The sequence below is a fragment of the Geodermatophilus sp. SYSU D00779 genome (assembly GCF_054050595.1).
In genome coordinates this window covers 143,936-164,035 of record NZ_JBJGZQ010000004.1, presented here as the reverse complement: position 1 = coordinate 164,035, position 20,100 = coordinate 143,936, and the positions used below count along the sequence as shown (strand labels likewise).

Genomic DNA, 20,100 nt, shown 5'->3' with positions numbered 1-20,100 from the left:
GGACGTCGCACCGGCGGTCCCCTGCGCGAGTGGGTGGTCCCGGCTGGGCAGGAGCCGCGGCCACGGCCGGGTCCCGACGGGGGCACCTGAGCCGGCTGGTGGGTCGCGGCGGTGCGGGTGCTCAGATCCGCGTGACGAAGTCGGCGATGAGCGCGGCCGCGCACTCCGGCTGCTGCACGTGCAGCAGGTGGTTCGCACCGGTCAGCGTCGCCCCCTCCACCCGGGGCAGCCACGAGCACAGCAGCTCGCCACCCGCCCGGAACACCGGCAGGGTGTCGGACCCGAGGACGTGGAGCGCCGGACGGACGACGGCCGCCGCCTGTTCGGCTCCGAACCGCCACGCGGGAGCCGATGGGACGTCGGAGTCGAACGCGGCGGCCGCGTCGACCGCCGCCTGGTCCGGCCCACCAGGGACCGTGCGGCTCATCTCCTCCCGCCAGTCCGGGCCACCCACGAACGACCAGAAGCCGTCGACCGCTGCGGCGTCGTCGCCCGCCCGGTGCATCGCGACGAAGCGACCCAGCTCGCTCCGCAGGGGTGCCTTGTCGGCCTCGCGGAACACCGCGGGTTCGAGCAGGACCAGACTGCGCACCAGCTCCGGGTGGTCGACGGCCACCTGCAGAGCCACGCAGCCGCCGTAGGAGTGGCCCACGAGGTGCGCTCTCGGGACACCGAGCGCCGTCAGCAGGGCCACGCAGTCGGCGGCGTGCTCCTCGATCGAGGTGCAGCGCCCCTGCCGAGGACCGCTCCCGCCGTAACCACGGCGGCGGTAGCGGATGAGCCGATGAGTGCCGGCGGACGCCAGCTCCTCGACCACCGGTGCGAAGGTGTCCGCCACGCCGAGGCCGTGGATGAACACGACCGCGTCCCCCGACCCCCGCACGTCCGCCTCGAGCTCCGCCACGCCGGCCGTGACCCGCTCCATCGTGCGCACCGGCACCCCAGGTGGTTGCTGACCCGCACGCCTCGGGTGCAGGTCCGGGGTGCGAACTCCCTCGGTCATGCTCTCGCCCCTCACGCGTCCTCGGACCGGTCGCGGTCCGCAACGGTCTGGAGACGGAGGTCGCGGAGGGGAGTGAGGTGTCCCTCGCACCCACCCAGGACCTCCGTCGTCGGGACCCAGCCCGACGACAGGACGGTGGCTGCTCGCGATAGCGGTCGGCTTGCGGAGTGGTTGCGGTCGGCGTCGAGCTCCGTCGGAACGACGCCACGACCTGCTCCTGGACCTCGAGGCTCCGTCCTGCCTCGCGGTCGCCGGGGCGAGGGCGAGCAGCTCCCCGACTCAGGGCTCGGTGCGGGGACGGGGGGCGGTGCCGGCGGCCTCGGTGAGGTACGGGATGGTCGGGTGGTGCGGGCCGAGGACCCGGCAGCAGCGCTGCAGCGTGGCCTGACCCAGGGTGCCGGCGGGCTCGGCGTCGCCCAGCCGGGCCAGGGCGACGGCTAGGGCGGTCGCCGCCCACAAGGCGATCACGTGGTCCGGGTCGAGCACCCGGTGGCAGCGTCCGAGGGTGTCCTGGCCGAGGGTGCGCGCGGGCTCGACCTCGCCGAGGTGGACCAGGGCGAGGGTCAGGGCGGCGGCCGCCAACAGGGTCGTCGCGTGGTCCGGGCCCAGCGCTCGGCGGCAGCGCCGCAGGGTGTCCTGGCCGAGGGCGCGGGCGGGCTCGACCTCGCCGAGGTGGACCAGGGCGAGGGTCAGGGCGGCGGCCGACCACAGGGTCCTCGCCTGGTCCGGGCCGAGGACCCGGCGGCAGCGCCGCAGGGTGTCCTCGCCCAGGGCACGGGCGGGCCCGACGTCGCCCACCTCGACCAGAGCGCGGGCCAGGACGGTCGCCGCGTGCAGGGTGGTGGGGTGGTCCGGGCCCAGCACCCGGCGGCAGCGCCGCAGGGCGTCCTCGGCCAGGGGACGGGCCGACCCCGCCTTCCCCAGCCCGAGCAGGGCGTGGGCCAGGACGGTCGCTGCGTGCAGGGTGGTGGGGTGGTCCGGGCCCAGCACCCGGCGGCAGCGGCGCAGGGCGTCCTCGGCCAGGGCGCGGCCCGGCTCCACCTCGCCCAGCTGGACCAGGGCACGGGTGAGGCTGCTGGCGGCGCTCAGCGTGTCGGGGTGGTCGGGGCCGAGCTCCTGCCGCCAGTGGTCGAGCAGCTGCTCGGCGACGGCTCGGCTGCCGGAGCTGTCCCCGCGCGCTTGCAGGTGGCGGCTGAGGTCCAGGGCCAGTCGTCGGCCGCCGGGATGGTGAGCACTCAGTGGGACGGTGGCCAGTACGTGCGCGGCGAGCTGGGCGTAGGCAGCCCGGCTGACCGGATCCTCCGGGTCGCCGGGGGATGCGGCGGCGAGCAGCGCAACCACGTGGTGCGTGGTGGTCTGCTGGCGGTCGGTGGACAGCTGGCGGCGGATGACCGCCTGCACGAGCCGGTGCACCTGGAAGCCGCCGGGGGAGCGGCGGGCCAGGGAGTACCCGACCAGCGCCCCGACGGTGTCGGCCAGGGCGTCGGGGTCGGCGGCGGCGCTGCGCAGCGGCTCGTCCAGCAGCTCCGGGTGGTCGCCGAAGAGGGTCAGGGGGACGGGTTCGGGCGCCAGGTGGGCGGCCAGCTGCAGCAGCTGCACGGCGGCCGGGTCCTCGTGGCGCAGCCGCTCCAGCGACAGCTCCCAGGTGGTGTCGAGCCGCCCGGCATAGCCCACCACCTCACCGCGGTCGAGCAGATCGGCGCGGTGGGCGCGGAAACGGCGCAGGTAGTCCGCCGCCGGTAGCGCGGTCTGCTCCAGGTAGCCGGCGGCCTGCGCCGCGGCCAGCGGCAGGTCGCCGAGTTCGGCGGCGAGGGCGTCGGCCGACTCGTCGTCCAGCCCGGGGATCCGGGCCCGCAACAGCGCGATGGTCTCCGCGCGGGTTAGCACGTCGACCTCCAGCCGCCCGCCGAGGGCGCCCCAGCCGGGGGAGCGGGAGGTGATGAGCACGTGCCCGCCGCCGCCGGGCCGGAGATCGGCGACGTCGGCCGGCCGCTCGGCGTTGTCGAAGACCAGCAGCCAGCGATCCCGGCCGCGCAACTCCGCGAGCAGCCGGTCCACCGTGTCGGCGACCGTGGCCCCGGCCGGCACGTCCAGCCGAGCGGCGAGGACGGCCAACTGGTCGGGGATGAGCACCGGCTGCTCGGCGTCGATCCACCACACCAGCTCGTAGTCGGCGGCGAACCGGTGCGCGTACTCGAGCGCCAGCTGGGTCTTGCCCACTCCACCCATCCCGTACAGGGCCTGCACCACCAGCGTGGTCCCACCGGCGCCCAGCCGTCGGCGCAGCTCGCGGAGCACGCCCTCGCGGCCGGTGAAGCGCGGATTGCGGGGCGGCACCCGCCACACCCGCGGCAGGGCGCCGGGGAGCCCCGGCCGGCCGCCGGACCCCGGCGGGCACCACGGTTCCCGGCCGGCCGGGTCGTCGTCGGCCTGGGGGACTCCTCCTCCGGCGAGAGAGGGGTCCTGGGTCAGGACGGCGGTCTCCAGGCGGCGCAGCTCCGGGCTGGGGTCGATGCCGAGCTCGTCGGCCAGGGTGGCCCGCAGCTGCTGGTAGGCGCCCAGCGCGTCGGCCTGGCGCCCGCAGCGGTAGAGAGCGGTGATCCGGTGGGCCCACAGCCGCTCCCGCAGCGGCTGCGTCCGGCACAGCAGCTCCAGCTCGCCGACCAGCTCGGTGTGCCGGCCGCAGCCCAGATCGGCCTCGATGCGGGCCTCCACCGCGGCCAGTCGCGCCTCCTCCAGCCGGGCCGACTCGGCCTGCAGCGCCGCACTGCCGGTCTCGGCCAGCCGGTCGGCCCGCCACAGCGCCAGGGCCTCGCCCAGCGTGGCGGCCGCCGCCCGAGGGCGCCCGGCCGCCAGCTCCGCCTGCCCCCGGGCGCTGAGCCGTTCGAACAGCTGCGTGTCGACCTCTGCGCCGGCGAGGAGATAGCCCGGCGCCCGGGTCTGCACCACGTCCCGCGCCCCGGCCCCGGCCAGCGCCTTGCGCACCCGCGCCACCAGGACCCGCAGCGACGCCTCCGCCGAGACCGGGGGTTCGGGGCCCCACAACGCCTCGATCAACGACTCTGTCGGCACCATGCGTCCGGCGTGCAGCGCCAGCAGCACCACCAGGGCGCGCTCCTTGCGCCCGCTGATGGCGACGGGGGTCGCGTCGTAGAGGACCTCCAGCGGCCCCAGCACCCGGATCCGGACCGGCCCGGCCGCTGAGGGGGACGGCGCCGGGCGGCACGGCGACGAAGAGGGGGCGGTCATCGCGGCGGGACCTCCGGCCGTGTGTCGCAGGGATCCTGCAGAACAGACCCCGGCGACGACCTGCTGATACCTGTCGAGGCAGACCTCGATCCCCACGGACGGACGGGTTCGCTGCGGCCGGCACGGGTCCACCAGCCTGCACGTCGCTCCAGTGCCTCGATCGCGGTCCCGCCGAAAAGCGCGTGGTGGCCTCTTCCGCGCCAGGGTCGCCGACAATTCCCCCGGCCGTCTGCGCTGTTTCCACGGGCGTCACCATGCGGCTCTTCCGGTGTTCTCCGAATGGCTGGAGAACACGTCGTCACCGAGGTGGCCATCCCTACCATCTCGGGGGACCAGCCCGTCCATCCCGGGGGAACAACCGCTGCCAGGGACTGCGGGCGGGTGCCGCTGCGAGGCGGCGGGTGGGGAGATCCCCTCGATGACGCGCTCGGCGGCTGCAGATGGGACAACCGTGTAGGTGTGCGACTCGGTCACCGACGACGTCCGGCCGGCGCGGCATGCACTCCAGCCGTCGTCGGTGTCATACCCGGCGGGTGAGGAAGCAGGATCCCGATCCACCTCACGGCGTCAGAGCGCATTCGGATGTGGGCGCCCAAGCCGGAGGACCCATCCCGGAACTCGGCACCTGACACGGAACGAGGTGGTCGCCTGACGGGCGTCCCTCCACGAGATCACGGCGGGATCGCGCCGAGATCCACCTCGTCCGCCATTCTGGCACGGAATCCACGCGCAGCCCCCGGTCGATTCGCGTTGTTCTCGGGTGGATCGACCGGACACGCCTCCAGGAGGCGGCTGCCCGGACGACGATGCGACGAATGGACCCGATGCGCCCCAGCTGCCATGGTGATCACAGACCACGGCGAGTAGCTTTCGACAGCGCCGTCGAGGCTGAGCGACAGCTCTCTTGGCCGAATTGCGCGTCGGCACCAGGCACGGAGTTCACCTGAACACGGGGATCAGTTGGATCAGTGAGTCACTCGCACTCGACCACCCTGGGAGTCGGCATGATCCGCACCGATGTGCTGGGCGGTCGCGTCCGCGCTGCACTCGCGACCGTCGTCACCGCGGCACTGGGCGTGGCCCTGCTGGCGCCGCCCGCCCACGCCACGCCGTCGGCGAGCCGTTCCGTCGTCGCCGCAGCTGATGTGCTGTGGTCGGCATGTCGGGACGGCTTCGAATGTGCCACGGTGCCGGTCCCGCTCGACCACGGCGACCCGCAGGGCATGCAGATCGGCATCTCGGTGATCCGGCTGCCTGCGGGAGAACCCAGCCGGCGCATCGGCTCCCTGCTGATCAACCCCGGTGGCCCCGGCGGATCCGGGGTCGACTTCGTCCGCGCGGTCGCCAAGGTCCTGCCGCTGGAGTTGCGGGCCAGCTTCGACATCGTCGGGTTCGATCCCCGCGGGACCAACCGCAGCACACCGCTGCGGTGCTTCGACACCCTGGGACAGGCGATCGCGACCCTGCCGCCGTTCCCGTATCCGGACCTCCCGGACGAGGAGGGAGTCCAGCGGGCGTCCGACGACGAGCTCGCCGGCGCATGCGCCGGGCACGGCGGTGCCATCCTCGACCACATGTCCAGCGCCGACGCGGCCCGCGACATGGACCTGCTGCGTGGGGCGCTCGGCGACCAGGAGCTGACCTACTGGGGCCTGTCCTACGGCTCGGTGCTCGGGCAGACCTACGCCAACCTGTTCCCGACGCGGGTCCGCGCCCTCGTCGTCGACGGCGTCGTCGACCCGATCGCCTGGACCACCGGCCACGGCGAGGAGGCCGTGAGCACTCCGGTCGGCACCCGCATCGGCAGCGCCGACGGGTCCGAGCGCACCCTCGACGAGTTCTTCCGGCTGTGTGATGCCGCCGGTCCGGACTGCGCTCTCTCCGGGGATGCGAGCGGCCGGTATGCGGCACTGGCCGAGCGACTGCGCGGGCACCCGGCCGACATCACCGACCCGGTCACCGGCGAGGCGTTCACCGTGACCTACAACGACCTGATCGCCGTGACGGTGGGCGTGCTGTACGCCCCGTTCATCTGGCCGGACTTCGCCTCCCTCCTCGTCGATCTGGAGCAGCAGCTCTCCCCGCCTGAGCTGGGGCGGCGCCTGGCCGTGATCCGCACCGAGCTCGGGTTGGATGCCGCCGTGCAGGAGCCGTACCCGAACGTCGTGGAGGCCTCGCCCGGCGTCACCTGTTCCGACAGCGTCAACCCGCGGTCCTTCGCGACGTGGCAGTCGGCCGCCGACAGCGCCGAGGCCCGGTACGGCCGGTTCGGCCGGGTGTGGAGCTGGAGCTGGAGCGCCTGCCGGTCGTGGCCGGGCAGCGCCGGGCAGGACCGTTTCCCGGGTCCGTGGACGGCACCCACGTCCTCGCCTGTGCTGGTCGTCGGGAACTACTTCGACCCGGCCACCCCTCACCACGGCGCTGTGGCGGCGTCGCAGCTGCTCCCCGGTTCGCGACTGCTGTCCTACGCCGGATGGGGGCACACCGCCTACTCCAGCGCCGGCAACTTCTGCGTGGACAGCCACGTCACCCGATACCTGGTGACCGGTGAACTGCCTGCGGCGGGCACCGTGTGCGAGCCGGAGGGTTCACCCTTCGGACCGACGTCGGCGGCAACACCGGAGGACACCCGGACCCGGGCCGCCGTGAACGCAGTGGCCGTCCCGGAGGCCGTACGCCGTGCGTTGCACGCCCGGTGACCTGGCAGCGCGACCCTTCGGAGCACTGTTCAGGGTGGGACGAGGAGAGCCGACCGACGCCGCCTGGCCCGGATCGAGCCGATGCTGCCGCCGACCGGGCGTCGGGGCAGCTCGGACGGGTCCTCCGCCGGATCCACGTCCGGCGAGGACGCGCTGCGCGCCCATCGACCAGGCCGCGGACTGCTGACCCTGGACCACGCGGGTGTCGCGAGGCCAGCCGAGGCCGTGGAGCCCAGACGCCCGGACTCCTGACTCGCAGGAACACCGGGGTGAGGCGGTGTCCGCGGGGGGGAGGCGCCACACACGCACACGGCTCGCACCCGACCGCTGACGCGCGTGCGGCGTGCGAGGCGACGCCGCAGCCGCAGGCGCCGACCGGCTACCCGGCTGCCGGCGAACCAGGGGACCGCGGTCGTCGTGCCGTCCATCGACGGCGTCCCGGCCTGGCGCCGGCCGCCAGGAGGTCGCGACCAGCGGCTGCGACGGAATGCTCCTAGGGTCGCCGTCGAGACGCACCGCCACCCGAGACCCAGAGCCCGGATCCACGAGAGAGGGCCTGCATGAGGATCACTGCCGCCGTCGTCGACGAGCTGCACGGCCCCTTCGTCGTCCAGGAGGTCGAGCTCGACGAGCCCGGCCCCGGGGACGTGCTGGTCAGGGTGGCCGCCACCGGGTTCTGCCACACCGACGGCATCGCCCGCGACGGCGACCTGCCCTTCCCGCTGCCCGGCGTGCTCGGCCACGAGGGCGCCGGCACGGTGGTGGCGGTGGGGGAAGGGGTCACCGGGGTCCGCGAGGGACAGGACGTCGTCCTCGGCTGGCCGTGGTGCGGGGCCTGCCGGAACTGCCAGGCCGGCGAGCCGCGCTACTGCCTGCGCATGGCGGAGCTGGTCGGCGGGGGCCACCGCCTCGAGGGGCCATCGGCGCTGCGCCGCACCGACGGTTCCCCGCTGGCCAGCCACTTCTTCGGGCAGTCGTCGTTCGGCACCTACGCCATGACCACCGCCTCCTCGCTGGTCCCGGTCCCTGCCGGGCTGCCCGTGGAACTGATGGGCCCGCTGGCCTGCGGGCTGGCCACCGGCGCCGGCGCGGTGTTCAACACGCTGCGACCCGAGCCGGGCGGCTCGCTCGTCGTCTACGGCGCTGGCACCGTCGGCCTGGCCGCGGTGATGGCAGCCCGCAACTCCGCAGCGACGACGATCATCGCGGTCGACCGGCACGCCGCCAGACTGCGGTTGGCCGAGGGGCTGGGCGCCACGCACACCGTCGACGCGACCGACACCGACCCGGTGCAGGCGGTCGACGACATCTGCGGTGGCCCCGCCGACGCGTCGCTGGAATGCACCGGCAACACCTCGGTCGTCCGGCAGGCGATCGACTCGGTGGGCATGCTGGGGACAGCCCTGCTCATCGGCGGCGCCCCTGCGGGGGCCGAGTTCAGCGCCGACCACCTGACCACGCTCTGGGGCAAGACCATCCGCGGGACCCTCGGCGGCAGCGGCCACGGCCAGCAGCTGATCGCCGCCCTGATGGACCTGCACGCCCAGGGGCGGTTCCCGTTCGACCAGCTGGTGCAGTACTTCCCGCTGGACCGCATCGAGGACGCCGTCGAGGCCTCCTACAGCGGCGCGGTCGTCAAACCCATCCTGACCATGCCCCACTGACACGTGCCTCCCCGGCAGGCGAGCGGTCGATGGGCGCCCTCGCCAAGTCCGGTGCACGTGGTCGACGCGCTCCCGGTGACCGCCACCGGCGAGTCCCGCACGGTCGACAGCGCCAGGTGTCGAGGGGAGCGGCAGGCGTCGAGGGATGAGCCCGGTCCGGAGTCGGCCGCGACGGCCCGGACCCGGCACGAGCAGAGAGGCCCTGCGGTCGAGGGCCGCGGGACTCGCCACGGGCTCCGCTGTCCGGGTCCCCCCCTGCTCAGCAGTCGGCCGCTCGTGGCCCCATCCGTGCCGGCACGGACCGCCGGCATGGTGCGAGTCGAACGGCGCCTGGCCGCCCGGTGGTCGCCCAGGCGCCGTTCTGCTCGTCTCAGGCGAGAGCGCTCCTGAGCGCCTCGACACGGGCGGCCCAGATCCGCTGCGACAGCGCCGCCTCAGCGGCGAGGGTCTCCGAGGCGTGGTAGGCGCCGGGGTAGACGTGCAGTTCGCAGGGCACGCCGGCCTGCATCAGCCGCTGGGCGAAGGCGATGTCCTCGTCGCGGAAGAGGTCGACGGTGCCGACGTCGATGAACGCCGGCGGCAGGCCGGTGAGGTCCTCGGCCCGCGTGGGCGCGGCGTACTGGTCCGCCGGCCGACCGCCCAGGTACCAGCCCCACGCCTCGATGTTCCCGGCCCGGTCCCACACGCCGATGTCGGTGATCTCGTGGCTGGAGGCCGTCTCGTTGCGGTCATCGATCATCGGGTAGATCGGCATCATGAACCGCAGGGCCGGGCCACCCCGGTCCCGGGCCAGCAGCGCGGTGGCGATCGTCAGGCCGCCTCCCGCGCTGGCGCCGTAGACGGCGATCCGGGTGGGGTCCACCCCCAGCTCCGTGGCGTTCTTGGCCATCCACACCAGGCCGGCGTAGCAGTCCTCCACCGGCGCCGGGTGGGGGTGCTCAGGGGCCAGGCGGTACTCCACGGAGACGACGACGGCGCCGACCTCGTCGCAGATCCGGGTGGCGGCGGCGTCCTCGCCCTCGATGTCACCGAGGATCATCCCGCCGCCGTGGATGTAGTAGATGCCCGCCAACTCACCGCTGGCCGCGGCGGGCCGGTAGATGCGCACCGTGACGTCCGGCTCGCCGTCGGGTCCGGGGACGGCGCGGTCCTCCTTGGTGACGTTCGGGTTCTCCGGCACCTCGAGGGCGGCGAGCATCTGCTGGACGGTCGCTCGCCGGGCCGCGATGTCCGGGATCGCGTTGAAGCCGCCTGGGATGGCCTCCAGCAGCGCGTCGAGCGTGCTGCGGGACTCGGGGTCGATCAGGTCACGACGGGACATGGGCCCTCCATCGGTCGAGTGGTACGGGGTGAGTGGGCGGGTGGTGCCGGGACCGGCCCGTGCCGGGGCCGGGGCATGGGGCAGCCGGTCGGACTGTCAGGTGGGGGACCGGCTGGCACGATGACCGGGAAGGGGGTGGGTCGGTGACGTCGTCGTTCGAGGTGCCGCTCACTCGGCGCGAGGCCGTCGTCCAGCAACTCCGCCAGGAGATCGCCTCCGGGCAGCTGCCACCTGGCACCGTGCTCAAGGACGCCGAGATCGCAGCGCGGCTCGGGGTGAGCATCACCCCGGTGCGCGAGGCGATCACGCAGCTGACCGCCCAGGGTCTGGTCGACGTCGCGCCGAACCGCACCCGCAAGGTGTCGGGCCTGACGCAGAAGTCGGCGCTGGAGCTGGTCGACGTCATGCAGCTGCTCGCCTGCGCCGGGTTCGCGGGGGGCGTGGAGAACCTCACTGCCGAGCACATCGCCGGACTGCGCAAGCGCTATGCCGAGTTCACCGGCGCGCTGGAGCGCGGCGACGTCACAGCGGCGTCGGCTGCTGGTGCCGACTTCAGCACCATCGTCGTGATGGCGAACGGCAACCGGGAACTGCAGTCGCTGCTCGACCAGGTCGTGGTCCGCACCGGGCGGATGATGGCCATGGAGCCGGGCAGCAGGCTCTGGCGCCCCTGGGTCACCGGGTACGGCGAGGTCCTGGCACTGCTCGAGCGGGGCGACCGAGCCGGTGCCGTGACGCGCTACCGGCAGATCTACGTCGAGTACCGCGCCGCGGTGGAGGAGATCCTGTGGCACGGCGACGCGGACGGCGCCCCGAGCTGACCCTCTGGCCTCGAGGCCGATGCCCCCACGCGGGCGGCTCTCGTCCGGGCCGCGAACGGCGTCGTCCGCGGCCCGGAGGAGAGCGACGGCGCTGGTCACGCGCTGAGCACGAAGCCCGGGTAGCCGTCCGCCGCGATCTGGTCGCACTTCTTGCGGTACTCCCCGACGCCGCCGGCGTAGGGCATGAACACGCGGGGCTTGCCGGGGACGTTCGCGCCCATGTACCAGGAGTTGGCCTTCGGGTAGAGCGTGTGGGAGGCGATGAGGTTGACGTGGTCGACCCACTCGTCCTGCGCCTGCTGGCTCGGCTCGATGGTGGTCAGCCCCTGCTGCCGCAGGTGCTCGATGGCGTCGCAGACCCAGTCGACGTGCTGCTCGATCGACACGATCATGTTCGACAGCACCGACGGGCTGCCGGGTCCGGTGATCATGAACAGGTTGGGGAAGCCGGCCGAGCCGATGCCCAGGTAGGTCCGAGGACCGGCGCTCCACGTCTCCTTGAGCGACGCGCCACCCCTCCCGCGGATGTCCACGTTGGTCAGCGACCCGGTCATGGCGTCGAAGCCGGTGGCGTAGACGATCGCGTCGAAGACGTACTCGTCGGCCGCCGTCCGCACGCCCTTGTCGGTCACCTCCACGAGCGGCTCGCGCTGCAGGTTCACCAAGTGGACGTTGGGCCGGTTGTAGGTCTCGTAGTAGCGGGTGTCCAGGCACGGGCGCTTGGTGCCGACCGGGTACTCCGGGCACAGGTCGGCGGCGGTCTGCGGATCCTCGACGATCTCGTGGATCTTGCGGTGGATGAACCGCTTCGCCGTGTCGTTGGCGTCCTGGTCGACGGCCAGGTCGGTGTACGTGGTGAGCAGGTTGACCAGGCTCCCGCTCTCCCAGGCCTCCTCGAACCGGGCGTCCCGTTCCTCCTCGGAGACCTCCAGCGCCGACTTCGTCGGCACCGGGGTCGGGATGCCGAACCCGGACTCCTTCTGGGCCTGCCGGTAGGCCCGGTAGTTCTCCTTCATCTCGCTGATCTCGTCCGGGCGCAGCTTCCGGTTGCGGGCCGGCAGCGAGTACGCCGGGGTGCGCTGGAAGACCGTCAGGTCAGCGGCCTGCTCGGCGATGACGGGGATGGACTGCACTCCCGAGGAGCCCGTCCCGATGAGGCCGACCCGCTTCCCGGTGAAGTCGACGCCCTCGTGGGGCCAGTGCGCGGTGTGGTACGTCTCGCCCTTGAAGGAGCCCAGGCCGGGGATCTCGGGCAGCTTCGAGGACGACAGGCAGCCGGTGGCCATGACGACGAACCGCGCGGTCACCGCGTCCTCGTGCTCGGTGCGCACCCGCCAGGTCCGGCTGTCCTCGTCGTAGTGCGCCGCCGTCACCCGGGTGCGGAAGACGATGTCCTTGCGCAGGTCGAAGCGGTCGGCGACGTACTGGGCGTACCGGAGGATCTCCGGCTGGGTGGGGTAGCGCTCCTGCCACTCGAAGTCCTGTTCCAGGTCCGGGTCGAACGAGTACGAGTAGGCCAGGCTCTCCACGTCGACGCGGGCACCGGGATAGCGGTTCCAGTACCACGTGCCACCCACGTCCGTGCCGGCCTCGAACACGACGGCCGACATCCCCATGGTGCGCAGCTTGTGGAGCAGGTACATGCCGGAGAAGCCGGCTCCGACGACGACGACGTCGACGGACGACGGGACGGGAGGGGTCTGGGCCTGGGGGTCGGCGACGGGTGCGGACATGGTCGTCCTCCTGGGGCAGGGAAGGGAGTCCAGAGGTACGGGAAGGGGCGAGGGGAGGCCGGCGTCAGGCCGGCTGAGGCGTGCAGCGCGGGTCGAGAGCGGCGGCGACGTGATCGGTCACGGCGGCACCGCCCGGCCGGAGGCCGACCATCGTGGAGGAGCCGTGCCTGTCGGACCCGGGCGACACGGGTCGCGGACCGCCGCGGTCCGCACGTCCCGTCCCGTGGAACGGAGCCGCGCCGCTCGCCGCCGTCCGTGCCGACGAGGCCGTTGTCGCCTGGTCGAGCGCCATGGGCGTCACCTCGGAGGGAGGTCGATCTCTGACCGGAGGTGCGTTCACCCCTTCGGGTGTGATCGCCGCCACACTGTAGAATGCATCCTGCATCAGGGTCAACCCCCTGCGGCTCGGCCGGGCCACGGTGCGACAGGACGGGGCCCGGGGTGACGGCGGATCGCTCACGCGTGCTGTCACCCAGCAGCGCCGACGCGACGGCGGGATGACGGAGCCGGCCGCTGCGCGTCGTGCCGTCGGTCGGCGGCGTGGTCATCGGCGGCGACTCCCCGGTGCGGGCCGCACGGGTACGGAGCGGAACGCCGACCTCGCGTGGACCTCGCAGCGGTCGTCGCCGTCGCGCTCGGACAGGCACAGGCGTGCACGTGTGCTCCGCCTCCCCGAGGATCGCGGTCTCGCTCGTGACCTACCCGTTCCTCGCCGAGGCCTACGGTGCCCGAACGGGAGCCGAGGAACCGACCCCCGTCGACACCGCGGGAGCGGACGGCATGAACGGAGCCGGCGCGCCCGGCGTCGTCGCCCGATCGAGAAGGGGATCGTCGACCATGACCGACATCTGTGCCATGCCCGCGACCGACCTCGCCGCGGCGGTCAGGGCGGGTGAGATCTCGCCCGTGGACGTCGTGCGAGCGGTGAGCGACCGGATGGATGCCGTGGAACCCGTCCTGCACGCGTTCTGCACCCCGACCCTCGACCTCGCCCGTCAACAGGCCGAGGACCTCGCGGATCGCATCGCCGCCGGAGAGGAGGTCGGTCCGCTGGCGGGTGTGCCGGTCGGCATCAAGGACCTCGTGGCCACCAAGGGCATCCGGACGGCGATGGGCTCGAAGGCGTACGAGGACTTCGTACCCGACGAGGACGACATCGTCGTGGAGCGCCTCAAGGCGGCCGACGCCATCATCATCGGCAAGACCAACGTGCCGGAGTTCGGCTACAGCGGGGTCGGGCACAACCCGGTCTTCGAGACGACGCGCAACCCGTGGAACCCGGCGATGACCCCTGGAGGGTCCAGCGCCGGCTCGGGTGCCGCTGTCGCGGCCGGCATGGGCCCCATCGCCGTCGGCAGCGATGGTGGCGGGTCGGTGCGCATCCCGTCGGCCCACTGCGGACTGTTCGGCATGAAGGCGTCGATGGGACGGGTTCCGCTGTATCCGGGGTGCCGTGACGAGCGGTACCCCGGAATCTCGAGCTGGGAGTCCCTGGAGCACATCGGTCCCATGTCGCGGACCGTGGCCGACAGCGCCCTGATGCTGTCGGTGATGGCCGGCCCCGACCCCCGGGATCGGCACACGATCCCGACCTCGGACGTGGACTGGACCGGCTGCCTCTCCGGCGACATCCGAGGTCTCCGCGTGGCCTTCAGCCCCGATCTCGGGTACGCCGCTGTGGACCCCGCGGTGCGCGAGGTCGTCCGGACCGCCGTCAGGGTCTTCGAGGAGGAACTCGGCTGCCACGTGGAGCAGGCCGACCCGGGCTTCGACGACCCGTACGCCGCCTTCTGGGGCCTCGTCGCTCTCGACACGGATCTGCGGGGGATGCGACGCCTGGCCGCCGGGACCGAGATGTCCCCGCACCTGGTGGAGTTCCTCGCCCGGCCGTGGACGGCTGAGGACCTGACCGACGCGGTGGTGACGCGGAAGGCGGTCAACAACAGGATGTGGCGGTTCATGGAGGACCACGACCTCCTCCTCACGCCCACACTGACGGTTCCGCCGTTCCTGGTGCACGTGCAGGGGCCGGAGAAGGTCGACGGCCGGATGGTGCCGTCCTTCCAGTGGCTGTCCTTCACCCTGCCGATCAACATGACCGGTCAACCGGCGGCCACCGTTCCGGCCGGCTGGACGCAGGACGGTCTACCCGTGGGCCTGCAGATCGTCGGCCGGCACCTCGCGGACGAGACGGTCCTGCGCGCGGCCGCGGCGTTCGAGGCGGCTGCGCCCTGGCACGACCGGTGGCCCGCCCTGGTGCGGAGCTGACGTCCTCGGCTGCGCCGAGGGGACGTCGTCCGTCCGCCGGCGCAGCCTCGCCCGTCGCCCGTGACGGGTGGTCCTGGCGAGGACTCCTGTGCCCGTCCGTCGAGACTGGCGGGTCGTCGATGGTCGGAGCACGCGACTCCCCGCGGCCGGGCAGGGGTGCTCGGCCGTGGTCGTGGAAGGTGGTGTCCTGTCCCGGGCGCAGGACGCCGCGGACGTTCCTCGGGACGAGGAAGGATGCGTGCCCGGGTCGGCCCGATGCGGGCGATCGGCATGCGCGCCTCGTGCGGGTCACTCGTTGATGACCGCGTACCCGAACACCGGGCCGGCTGTACGGCCGGTCGGCACGCCGCCGACGATGGCGGGCAGGCCCGCGAGGACCTGTCCGGCGATCTTGAGCTCGAACATGATGCCCATCGCGGCGTCCAGGCGCTCGGGCTCGCCATCGAAGACGCGCTGCAGCGCCATCAGCAGGCGGGTGAAGGTCACCTGGAACTGACGGGCCCGCCGGCAGGCCTCGGTGTCGGCGTCGAGGTCGCAGATGCGCTGGTTGGCCGTGAGGGGCCAGACCCCATCGGGCTGGAACGGGTACTCCGGGCCCGTGAACGAGTAACCCTCGGGCACGGTCGGGTCGCGCACCAGCCGCCGACCGCGCCAGATCGCTTCGAAACGGTAGTAGTGCGCGACGTCCCCGTCGGGATCCACCGGGGCGGTCCCGGTCCCCTCGCCCTCCTCGACGACCAGGGTGAGCGCGCGGACGGCCGAGTCCACGTCCGTGATGGCGAACAGCCGCTCGGTCGGGAACCAGCGCGGCGACACGAGCTGGCGTGCCGGGTCACCGACGAACACCTCGTCCCCGAGGTCGATGAGCTTGCTGCGCAGTGTCCGGTAGAACTCACCGATCGTCGCGAAGGTCGCCACCTCCACCGCGAGGGAGCGTTGGGCGGGGAAGACCAACGGGTCCTCGGGCTCCTCGATCTCCATGAAGACCTGCTTGACGAGGTCGCGGGAGAAGGGCAGCAACCCCACGACGAGTCCGGTGCCGATCCCGAGGGGAAGTGTCGAGGGGTATCTCGGAACGAACCCGGCATCGGCGATCGCCGGCGTCCGACCGAGCGCGTTGAGCAGGTTGCAGCCGATCGCCATGTGCAGCATCTCGTCCACGACGACGTCGTGGATGTCGCGCCAGATGTCCCGGTTGGTACCCGGCTTGAGGGACAGCATCGCGGTCAGATAGGGCGGGATGGTCGAGAACTCGAGTCTGATGGCCTCGTGGATCAGGTCGGCGAGCTCCTCGGCCGAGCCGGCTCGGGTGAGCGCGTCCACCGCGGCGCGTTCGATCTGCAGCATGGCGGGTTCCTCAACTCTCCGGTTCACCACGGCGGAGAGCGACCTGCCGTGCCAGGATGCGCCTGGACGCGGCGGCGGCCTCGGCGCTGTGGGGGTCAGGACCGAACGGGTCATCGACCGGCTCGTCGGATGCCGGTGGCGCCGAGCGTTGCGTCGGACCCAGTTCGAGCCACTTGACGATGGCCGCGAGCTTCTGCGCCGAGAGGTCCCTGCTGACCGGCATGTAGTTCGGGTCGGTGATGGAGCGGGTCAGCGCGAACAGCATCGCTCGTCGACACGAGATCACGGCGTCGCGGTCGCCGAGGTCGGCGATGTGATCCCGCATGACCGGGTACAGCCGGGCGTACTGGGCCAGGATGGGGTGGATGTCCCGCGCCCAGTCCGGTTCGTCGGGGACCTCGAACGGATCGCGGACGTGGGCGACGATCCGATCGAGGCGGCGGTCCAGCCCGCTCCCGCGGTAGTCCGGCGATCCGTCGGCGGCCAGCCGAGCCGAGTAGGCGATCCCCACGACCTCGCCATCGAGGGCCGAGGCACCGCGAGGGTTGCCGGGATCGCCGGCGGTGAGCGGGATCGACGCGAGACCCCGCGCATCCGTCTCGACCTGGGCTGGGAACTGCAGCGCCGCGCCCGACCGCGCGAGGTGGACGACCACGCCCGCCGCCGGACTCCCTCGCCGGACTGCATGCACCGAGGCGACTCCGGCGCTGTGCGCGTCGAGCCGATGCACGAACTCGTCGGCCCGGACGTAGAGACCGTCGGTGGTCTCCCGGCACACCACGCGTCTCGTGAGATCCGGGCGCCGCGCCAGCAGAGCCAGCGGACGCCCACCCGCGGCCGAGGCCGCGGCGGCGGTCAACGGGAAGGAGAACACACCTGCGCGTCCGGGCGCCTCGGTCAGGTCGATCGTGCCGATCACGACGACGTCACCGCTCAGGACGTCCTCCGGTGCGACGTCCTCACCGCTCAGCACACCGATCTCCAGCGCATCGATGGTCTCCGCCGACCCCGAGACGCGGGCGAGTGTCGCCGGCGTGCCGGCGTGGTCCACGATCGGATACGCGTTGCCCAGGTCGACCACCAGGCGGGAATGCGGCCGGTCGAGCGCGGCGGTCGTCGGGCCGAGGACGACCGGCGGATCCTCCTCGGTCGAGAGCACGCCTGCCTCGATCCGGCGTCCGGCCACGAACCCGGCAGGCTCGTCGGCGCGCCACGGGCCGATGCACCCGGTGAGCGAACCGGTTGCGAAGGAGTCCCCGACGTGTGCCCTGAAGAACCCGAACGTGTTGAGGACGATGGACAGCCGGTCCGCAGAGCTCTCCGCACGGATCGCGGCAAGAGCGGGGGACGCCGCACCGGCGGAGCCGTAGGCGACGTCCTCGAGCACGGAGACGAAGGCAGCGCCCGCGGGTTGGCCGTTCACGTCCACGCCGTCGATCTGGCGGGACGTGATGTCGCGGAAGCCGGACACACGGAACGACCCGGAGAGCACCTCCGCACCACTCGTCGGGTCGATCAGCCGGACCACCAGGCCCCAGATCTCGGACGAGTTCTGCCAATGGGGGTCGAGGTCCACCAGCTTGGCGCTCGGACGGTCAGCGGCGCCGACCACGGCGAGACCCCGCACGGGGTCGTCAACGGCCACCGGCGCACCACCCAGGTGCTCGCCTCCGGAGACGCGGCAGCCCAGGAAGTCGAAGGTCGAGCCGCCGCCCGGATTCCAGAGCTGGGTCGGGGGAGTGGAGGACGGCGGATAGTTCGTATCGCGGTTGTTGATCGTCGACACGTCACCGAAGAACCGGCCGGAGAACGTTATCCGCGTCCCGTTGAGATAGCTCATCCGCTCGTCCTCACGGTGCTCACCCCACGCCAGTGCGCCGATGTCGCCGACATGCACGACGAGCCCGGTGCCGGTCCGCACCGGCAATCGGTCGGCCCTCTCACGAATCCCGTCGACGGTGTTCGGATTCGCGGGCGAGTGAGAACCCATCAGCAGGTCGATCAGCGGGTCTTCGGCCGACGCAGGTCCACGTAGCGCTCGTCCCCGGGACGAGGTGGTCCGACGTCGACGATCGACATCGTCAGCAGGGAGACGAGGGTACGAGCGCGTGCGTCACGGCAGCGTCACGGCAGCGTCATCACCTTGTTGGATCTCGCCAGCCTGCCGAGCAAGCGCCCGCGGTCTGGCGAACGGCCTCCTTGCGCCGCTGGCGCGAACCGGGGACACCTCGGCACCGACCCGACACGCTGCGGCGTCGTGACATCCGGGTGACGCTCGGGTGACGCCCCATCCCGAGACTCACAAGTGGTCCGACCCGTCCACGACCCTCACGAGTTCCGATGTCCCTCGCCGAGCCGTGGGGGACCTCGCCACGGGCGGCGCGTCAGCACCTTCGGACCGCTTCCCGGGAGGCCGTGCCCTCCTGCCACGGCAGCTGGACGCTGCCCTGGGTGACCGACGGTTGGCCCAGTCCACCAGCCTGATGTTCGAGATGGGAGTCACCTGATGACCGGCCTCGTCGAGACGACCGGAATGGGCGCCGTGTGCTGCTTCATCCCGGACTACGTCCTCCGCAGCATCGCCGAGAACGGCGACGACGTTCAGCGCCGGACGGCGCTCGAGGCGCTGGCGACCTCAGCGACGATGCGCTCGCTGCGCGTCCAGGCGGAGGCGCGCCGATCCGTCCTGCCGCGGTCGGCAACGCCCGAGCTGACCGTCGCGTTGGCACCGCCCACCAAGGAGCGGCTCGTCCGCGATGCCCTCGGCACGATGGACCTGCGTGGTCCGATCGTCCGGACCGAGGCCGGCTCGCCGAGTGACGACAAGGTCGCCGAGGCGGCCTTCGAGCGCCTCGGCACCACGTGGGACTTCTACTTCCAGGTGTTCGCGCGCAACTCGATCGACAAGGCCGGCATGCCGATCGAGGGCGTCGTCCACTATCGCCGGGGCTACGACAACGCGTTCTGGAACGGCACGCAGATGGTCTTCGGTGACGGCAGCGGACGGTTGTTCACGCGCCTGGCGCAGTCGCTGACGGTGTGTGGGCACGAGGTCAGCCACGGCGTCGTCCAGTACGACGGGCCGCTGGTCTACCAGGGCCAGTCCGGGGCGCTCAACGAGTCGATGGCCGACGTCCTCGGCGTGCTCGTCGAGCAGTGGGCGCTCGGCCAGACCGTCGAGGAGGCAGACTGGCTCGTGGGGCGTGAGATCCTCGCTCCGGGCGTGACCGGCAGGGCGCTGCGCTCGCTCGCGGAACCCGGCACCGCCTACGACGACGACCTGCTCGGCAAGGATCCGCAGCCGGGCCACATGGACGACTACGTGGAGACCGACGAGGACAACGGCGGCGTGCACATCAACTCCGGCATCCCCAACCGTGCGTTCACGCTCGTCGCGAAGCGGCTGGGCGGCAACGCCTGGGAGGACGCAGGGCGCATCTGGTACGCGTCGCTGGGTCACGAGCGGCTGCTGCCGACCGCCACGTTCCGCCAGTTCGCGCGCATCACCCGCTACGTGGCCTCGACGCTGTTCGGCAACGAGAGTCGCCAGGTGTCGGCGGTCGAGGAGGCCTGGAGCGGCGTTGGCCTCGACCTCTGAGCCGACGCGGGTGCACTTCCGGCGCACCGGGGGCCTGTTCGCGGGCAACCGGGTCGAGCTCGACGTCAGCCAGGACGAGCTCGACCCGGCCGCCGCCGAGGCGCTCGCCCGCGTGCTGGACAGCCCAGGGCCGGCGCGCTTCACGCAGCTGCCCGCCAAGGGCCCCGGGGCCGACGAGTACCAGTACGACCTCACCATCCACCGCGGCGAGGAGGTCGTCTCCCTGCGCTTCGACGAGAGCCGGCTACCGCCGGAGCTGGTGCCGCTCATCGAGACGCTCGAACAGCGGGCGCTCGAGCGCCCGGAGTGACGGGTGAGGGCATGGCCGCTCGTGGGCGACGTGGCGTCCCGGGGTGATGGACGGCGGCCATCGGGACCTGGCTGGAGCTCGGACCGA

At 72.5% G+C, this 20,100-nt stretch carries 12 protein-coding genes; 6 read left to right on the top strand and 6 right to left on the bottom strand.

Annotated features, from left to right (window positions below; genetic code table 11):
* Nucleotides 1-121: 121 nt before the first annotated feature.
* Both ACI79G_RS04400 and fxsT read right to left on the bottom strand, forming a co-directional pair.
* Nucleotides 122-940: an alpha/beta fold hydrolase gene (locus ACI79G_RS04400; RefSeq protein WP_456879922.1), complete on the bottom strand. Its 819-nt coding sequence runs from the start codon at nt 938-940 to the stop codon at nt 122-124.
* Between the two features lie 342 nt (nt 941-1,282).
* Nucleotides 1,283-4,252: an FxSxx-COOH system tetratricopeptide repeat protein gene (gene fxsT / locus ACI79G_RS04395; protein WP_456879921.1), complete on the bottom strand. Its 2,970-nt coding sequence runs from the start codon at nt 4,250-4,252 to the stop codon at nt 1,283-1,285.
* Nucleotides 4,253-5,256: 1,004 nt separating this feature from the next.
* Between fxsT and ACI79G_RS04390 the strand changes: the two genes are divergently transcribed.
* Together ACI79G_RS04390 and ACI79G_RS04385 are read left to right on the top strand one after the other, a co-directional pair.
* A complete protein-coding gene (locus ACI79G_RS04390; protein WP_456879920.1) occupies nt 5,257-6,951 on the top strand; it encodes an alpha/beta hydrolase in 1,695 nt (564 codons plus the stop codon).
* 560 nt (nt 6,952-7,511) lie between these two features.
* Entirely contained in the window at nt 7,512-8,615 is a 1,104-nt protein-coding gene (locus tag ACI79G_RS04385; protein WP_456879919.1) for an NAD(P)-dependent alcohol dehydrogenase, read from the top strand.
* A 370-nt stretch (nt 8,616-8,985) separates the two neighbouring features.
* Here ACI79G_RS04385 and ACI79G_RS04380 read toward each other — a convergent pair whose 3' ends face one another.
* Nucleotides 8,986-9,936 carry an alpha/beta hydrolase gene (locus tag ACI79G_RS04380; RefSeq protein WP_456879918.1) on the bottom strand — a complete coding sequence of 317 codons (951 nt, stop codon included), beginning with the start codon at nt 9,934-9,936 and terminating at the stop codon, nt 8,986-8,988.
* A 143-nt stretch (nt 9,937-10,079) separates the two neighbouring features.
* Here ACI79G_RS04380 and ACI79G_RS04375 point away from each other — a divergent pair, with 143 nt between their 5' ends.
* Nucleotides 10,080-10,757, top strand: coding sequence for a GntR family transcriptional regulator (locus ACI79G_RS04375; protein WP_456879917.1), 678 nt, complete (start codon nt 10,080-10,082; stop codon nt 10,755-10,757).
* Nucleotides 10,758-10,852: 95 nt separating this feature from the next.
* On the opposite strand, the gene ACI79G_RS04370 is transcribed toward ACI79G_RS04375, so the two are convergent.
* Nucleotides 10,853-12,490 (bottom strand): flavin-containing monooxygenase, encoded by a 1,638-nt coding sequence (locus tag ACI79G_RS04370; protein WP_456879916.1) that lies wholly within the window; start codon nt 12,488-12,490, stop codon nt 10,853-10,855.
* A gap of 837 nt (nt 12,491-13,327) precedes the next feature.
* Between ACI79G_RS04370 and ACI79G_RS04365 the strand changes: the two genes are divergently transcribed.
* Nucleotides 13,328-14,758, top strand: coding sequence for an amidase (locus ACI79G_RS04365; protein ID WP_456879915.1), 1,431 nt, complete (start codon nt 13,328-13,330; stop codon nt 14,756-14,758).
* A 288-nt stretch (nt 14,759-15,046) separates the two neighbouring features.
* Here ACI79G_RS04365 and ACI79G_RS04360 read toward each other — a convergent pair whose 3' ends face one another.
* On the bottom strand, nt 15,047-16,105 hold the full coding sequence (locus ACI79G_RS04360; protein WP_456879914.1) for a ferritin-like domain-containing protein: 1,059 nt from the start codon (nt 16,103-16,105) through the stop codon (nt 15,047-15,049).
* A gap of 10 nt (nt 16,106-16,115) precedes the next feature.
* Entirely contained in the window at nt 16,116-18,026 is a 1,911-nt protein-coding gene (locus ACI79G_RS04355; RefSeq protein ID WP_456879913.1) for a hypothetical protein, read from the bottom strand.
* A gap of 585 nt (nt 18,027-18,611) precedes the next feature.
* On the opposite strand from ACI79G_RS04355, the gene ACI79G_RS04350 reads away from it, so the two are divergent.
* Nucleotides 18,612-19,703 (top strand): M4 family metallopeptidase, encoded by a 1,092-nt coding sequence (locus ACI79G_RS04350; RefSeq protein ID WP_456879912.1) that lies wholly within the window; start codon nt 18,612-18,614, stop codon nt 19,701-19,703.
* Nucleotides 19,687-20,013 carry a protealysin inhibitor emfourin gene (locus ACI79G_RS04345; protein ID WP_456879911.1) on the top strand — a complete coding sequence of 109 codons (327 nt, stop codon included), beginning with the start codon at nt 19,687-19,689 and terminating at the stop codon, nt 20,011-20,013. The genes ACI79G_RS04350 and ACI79G_RS04345 overlap by 17 nt, the downstream gene beginning before the upstream one ends.
* Nucleotides 20,014-20,100: the final 87 nt, after the last annotated feature.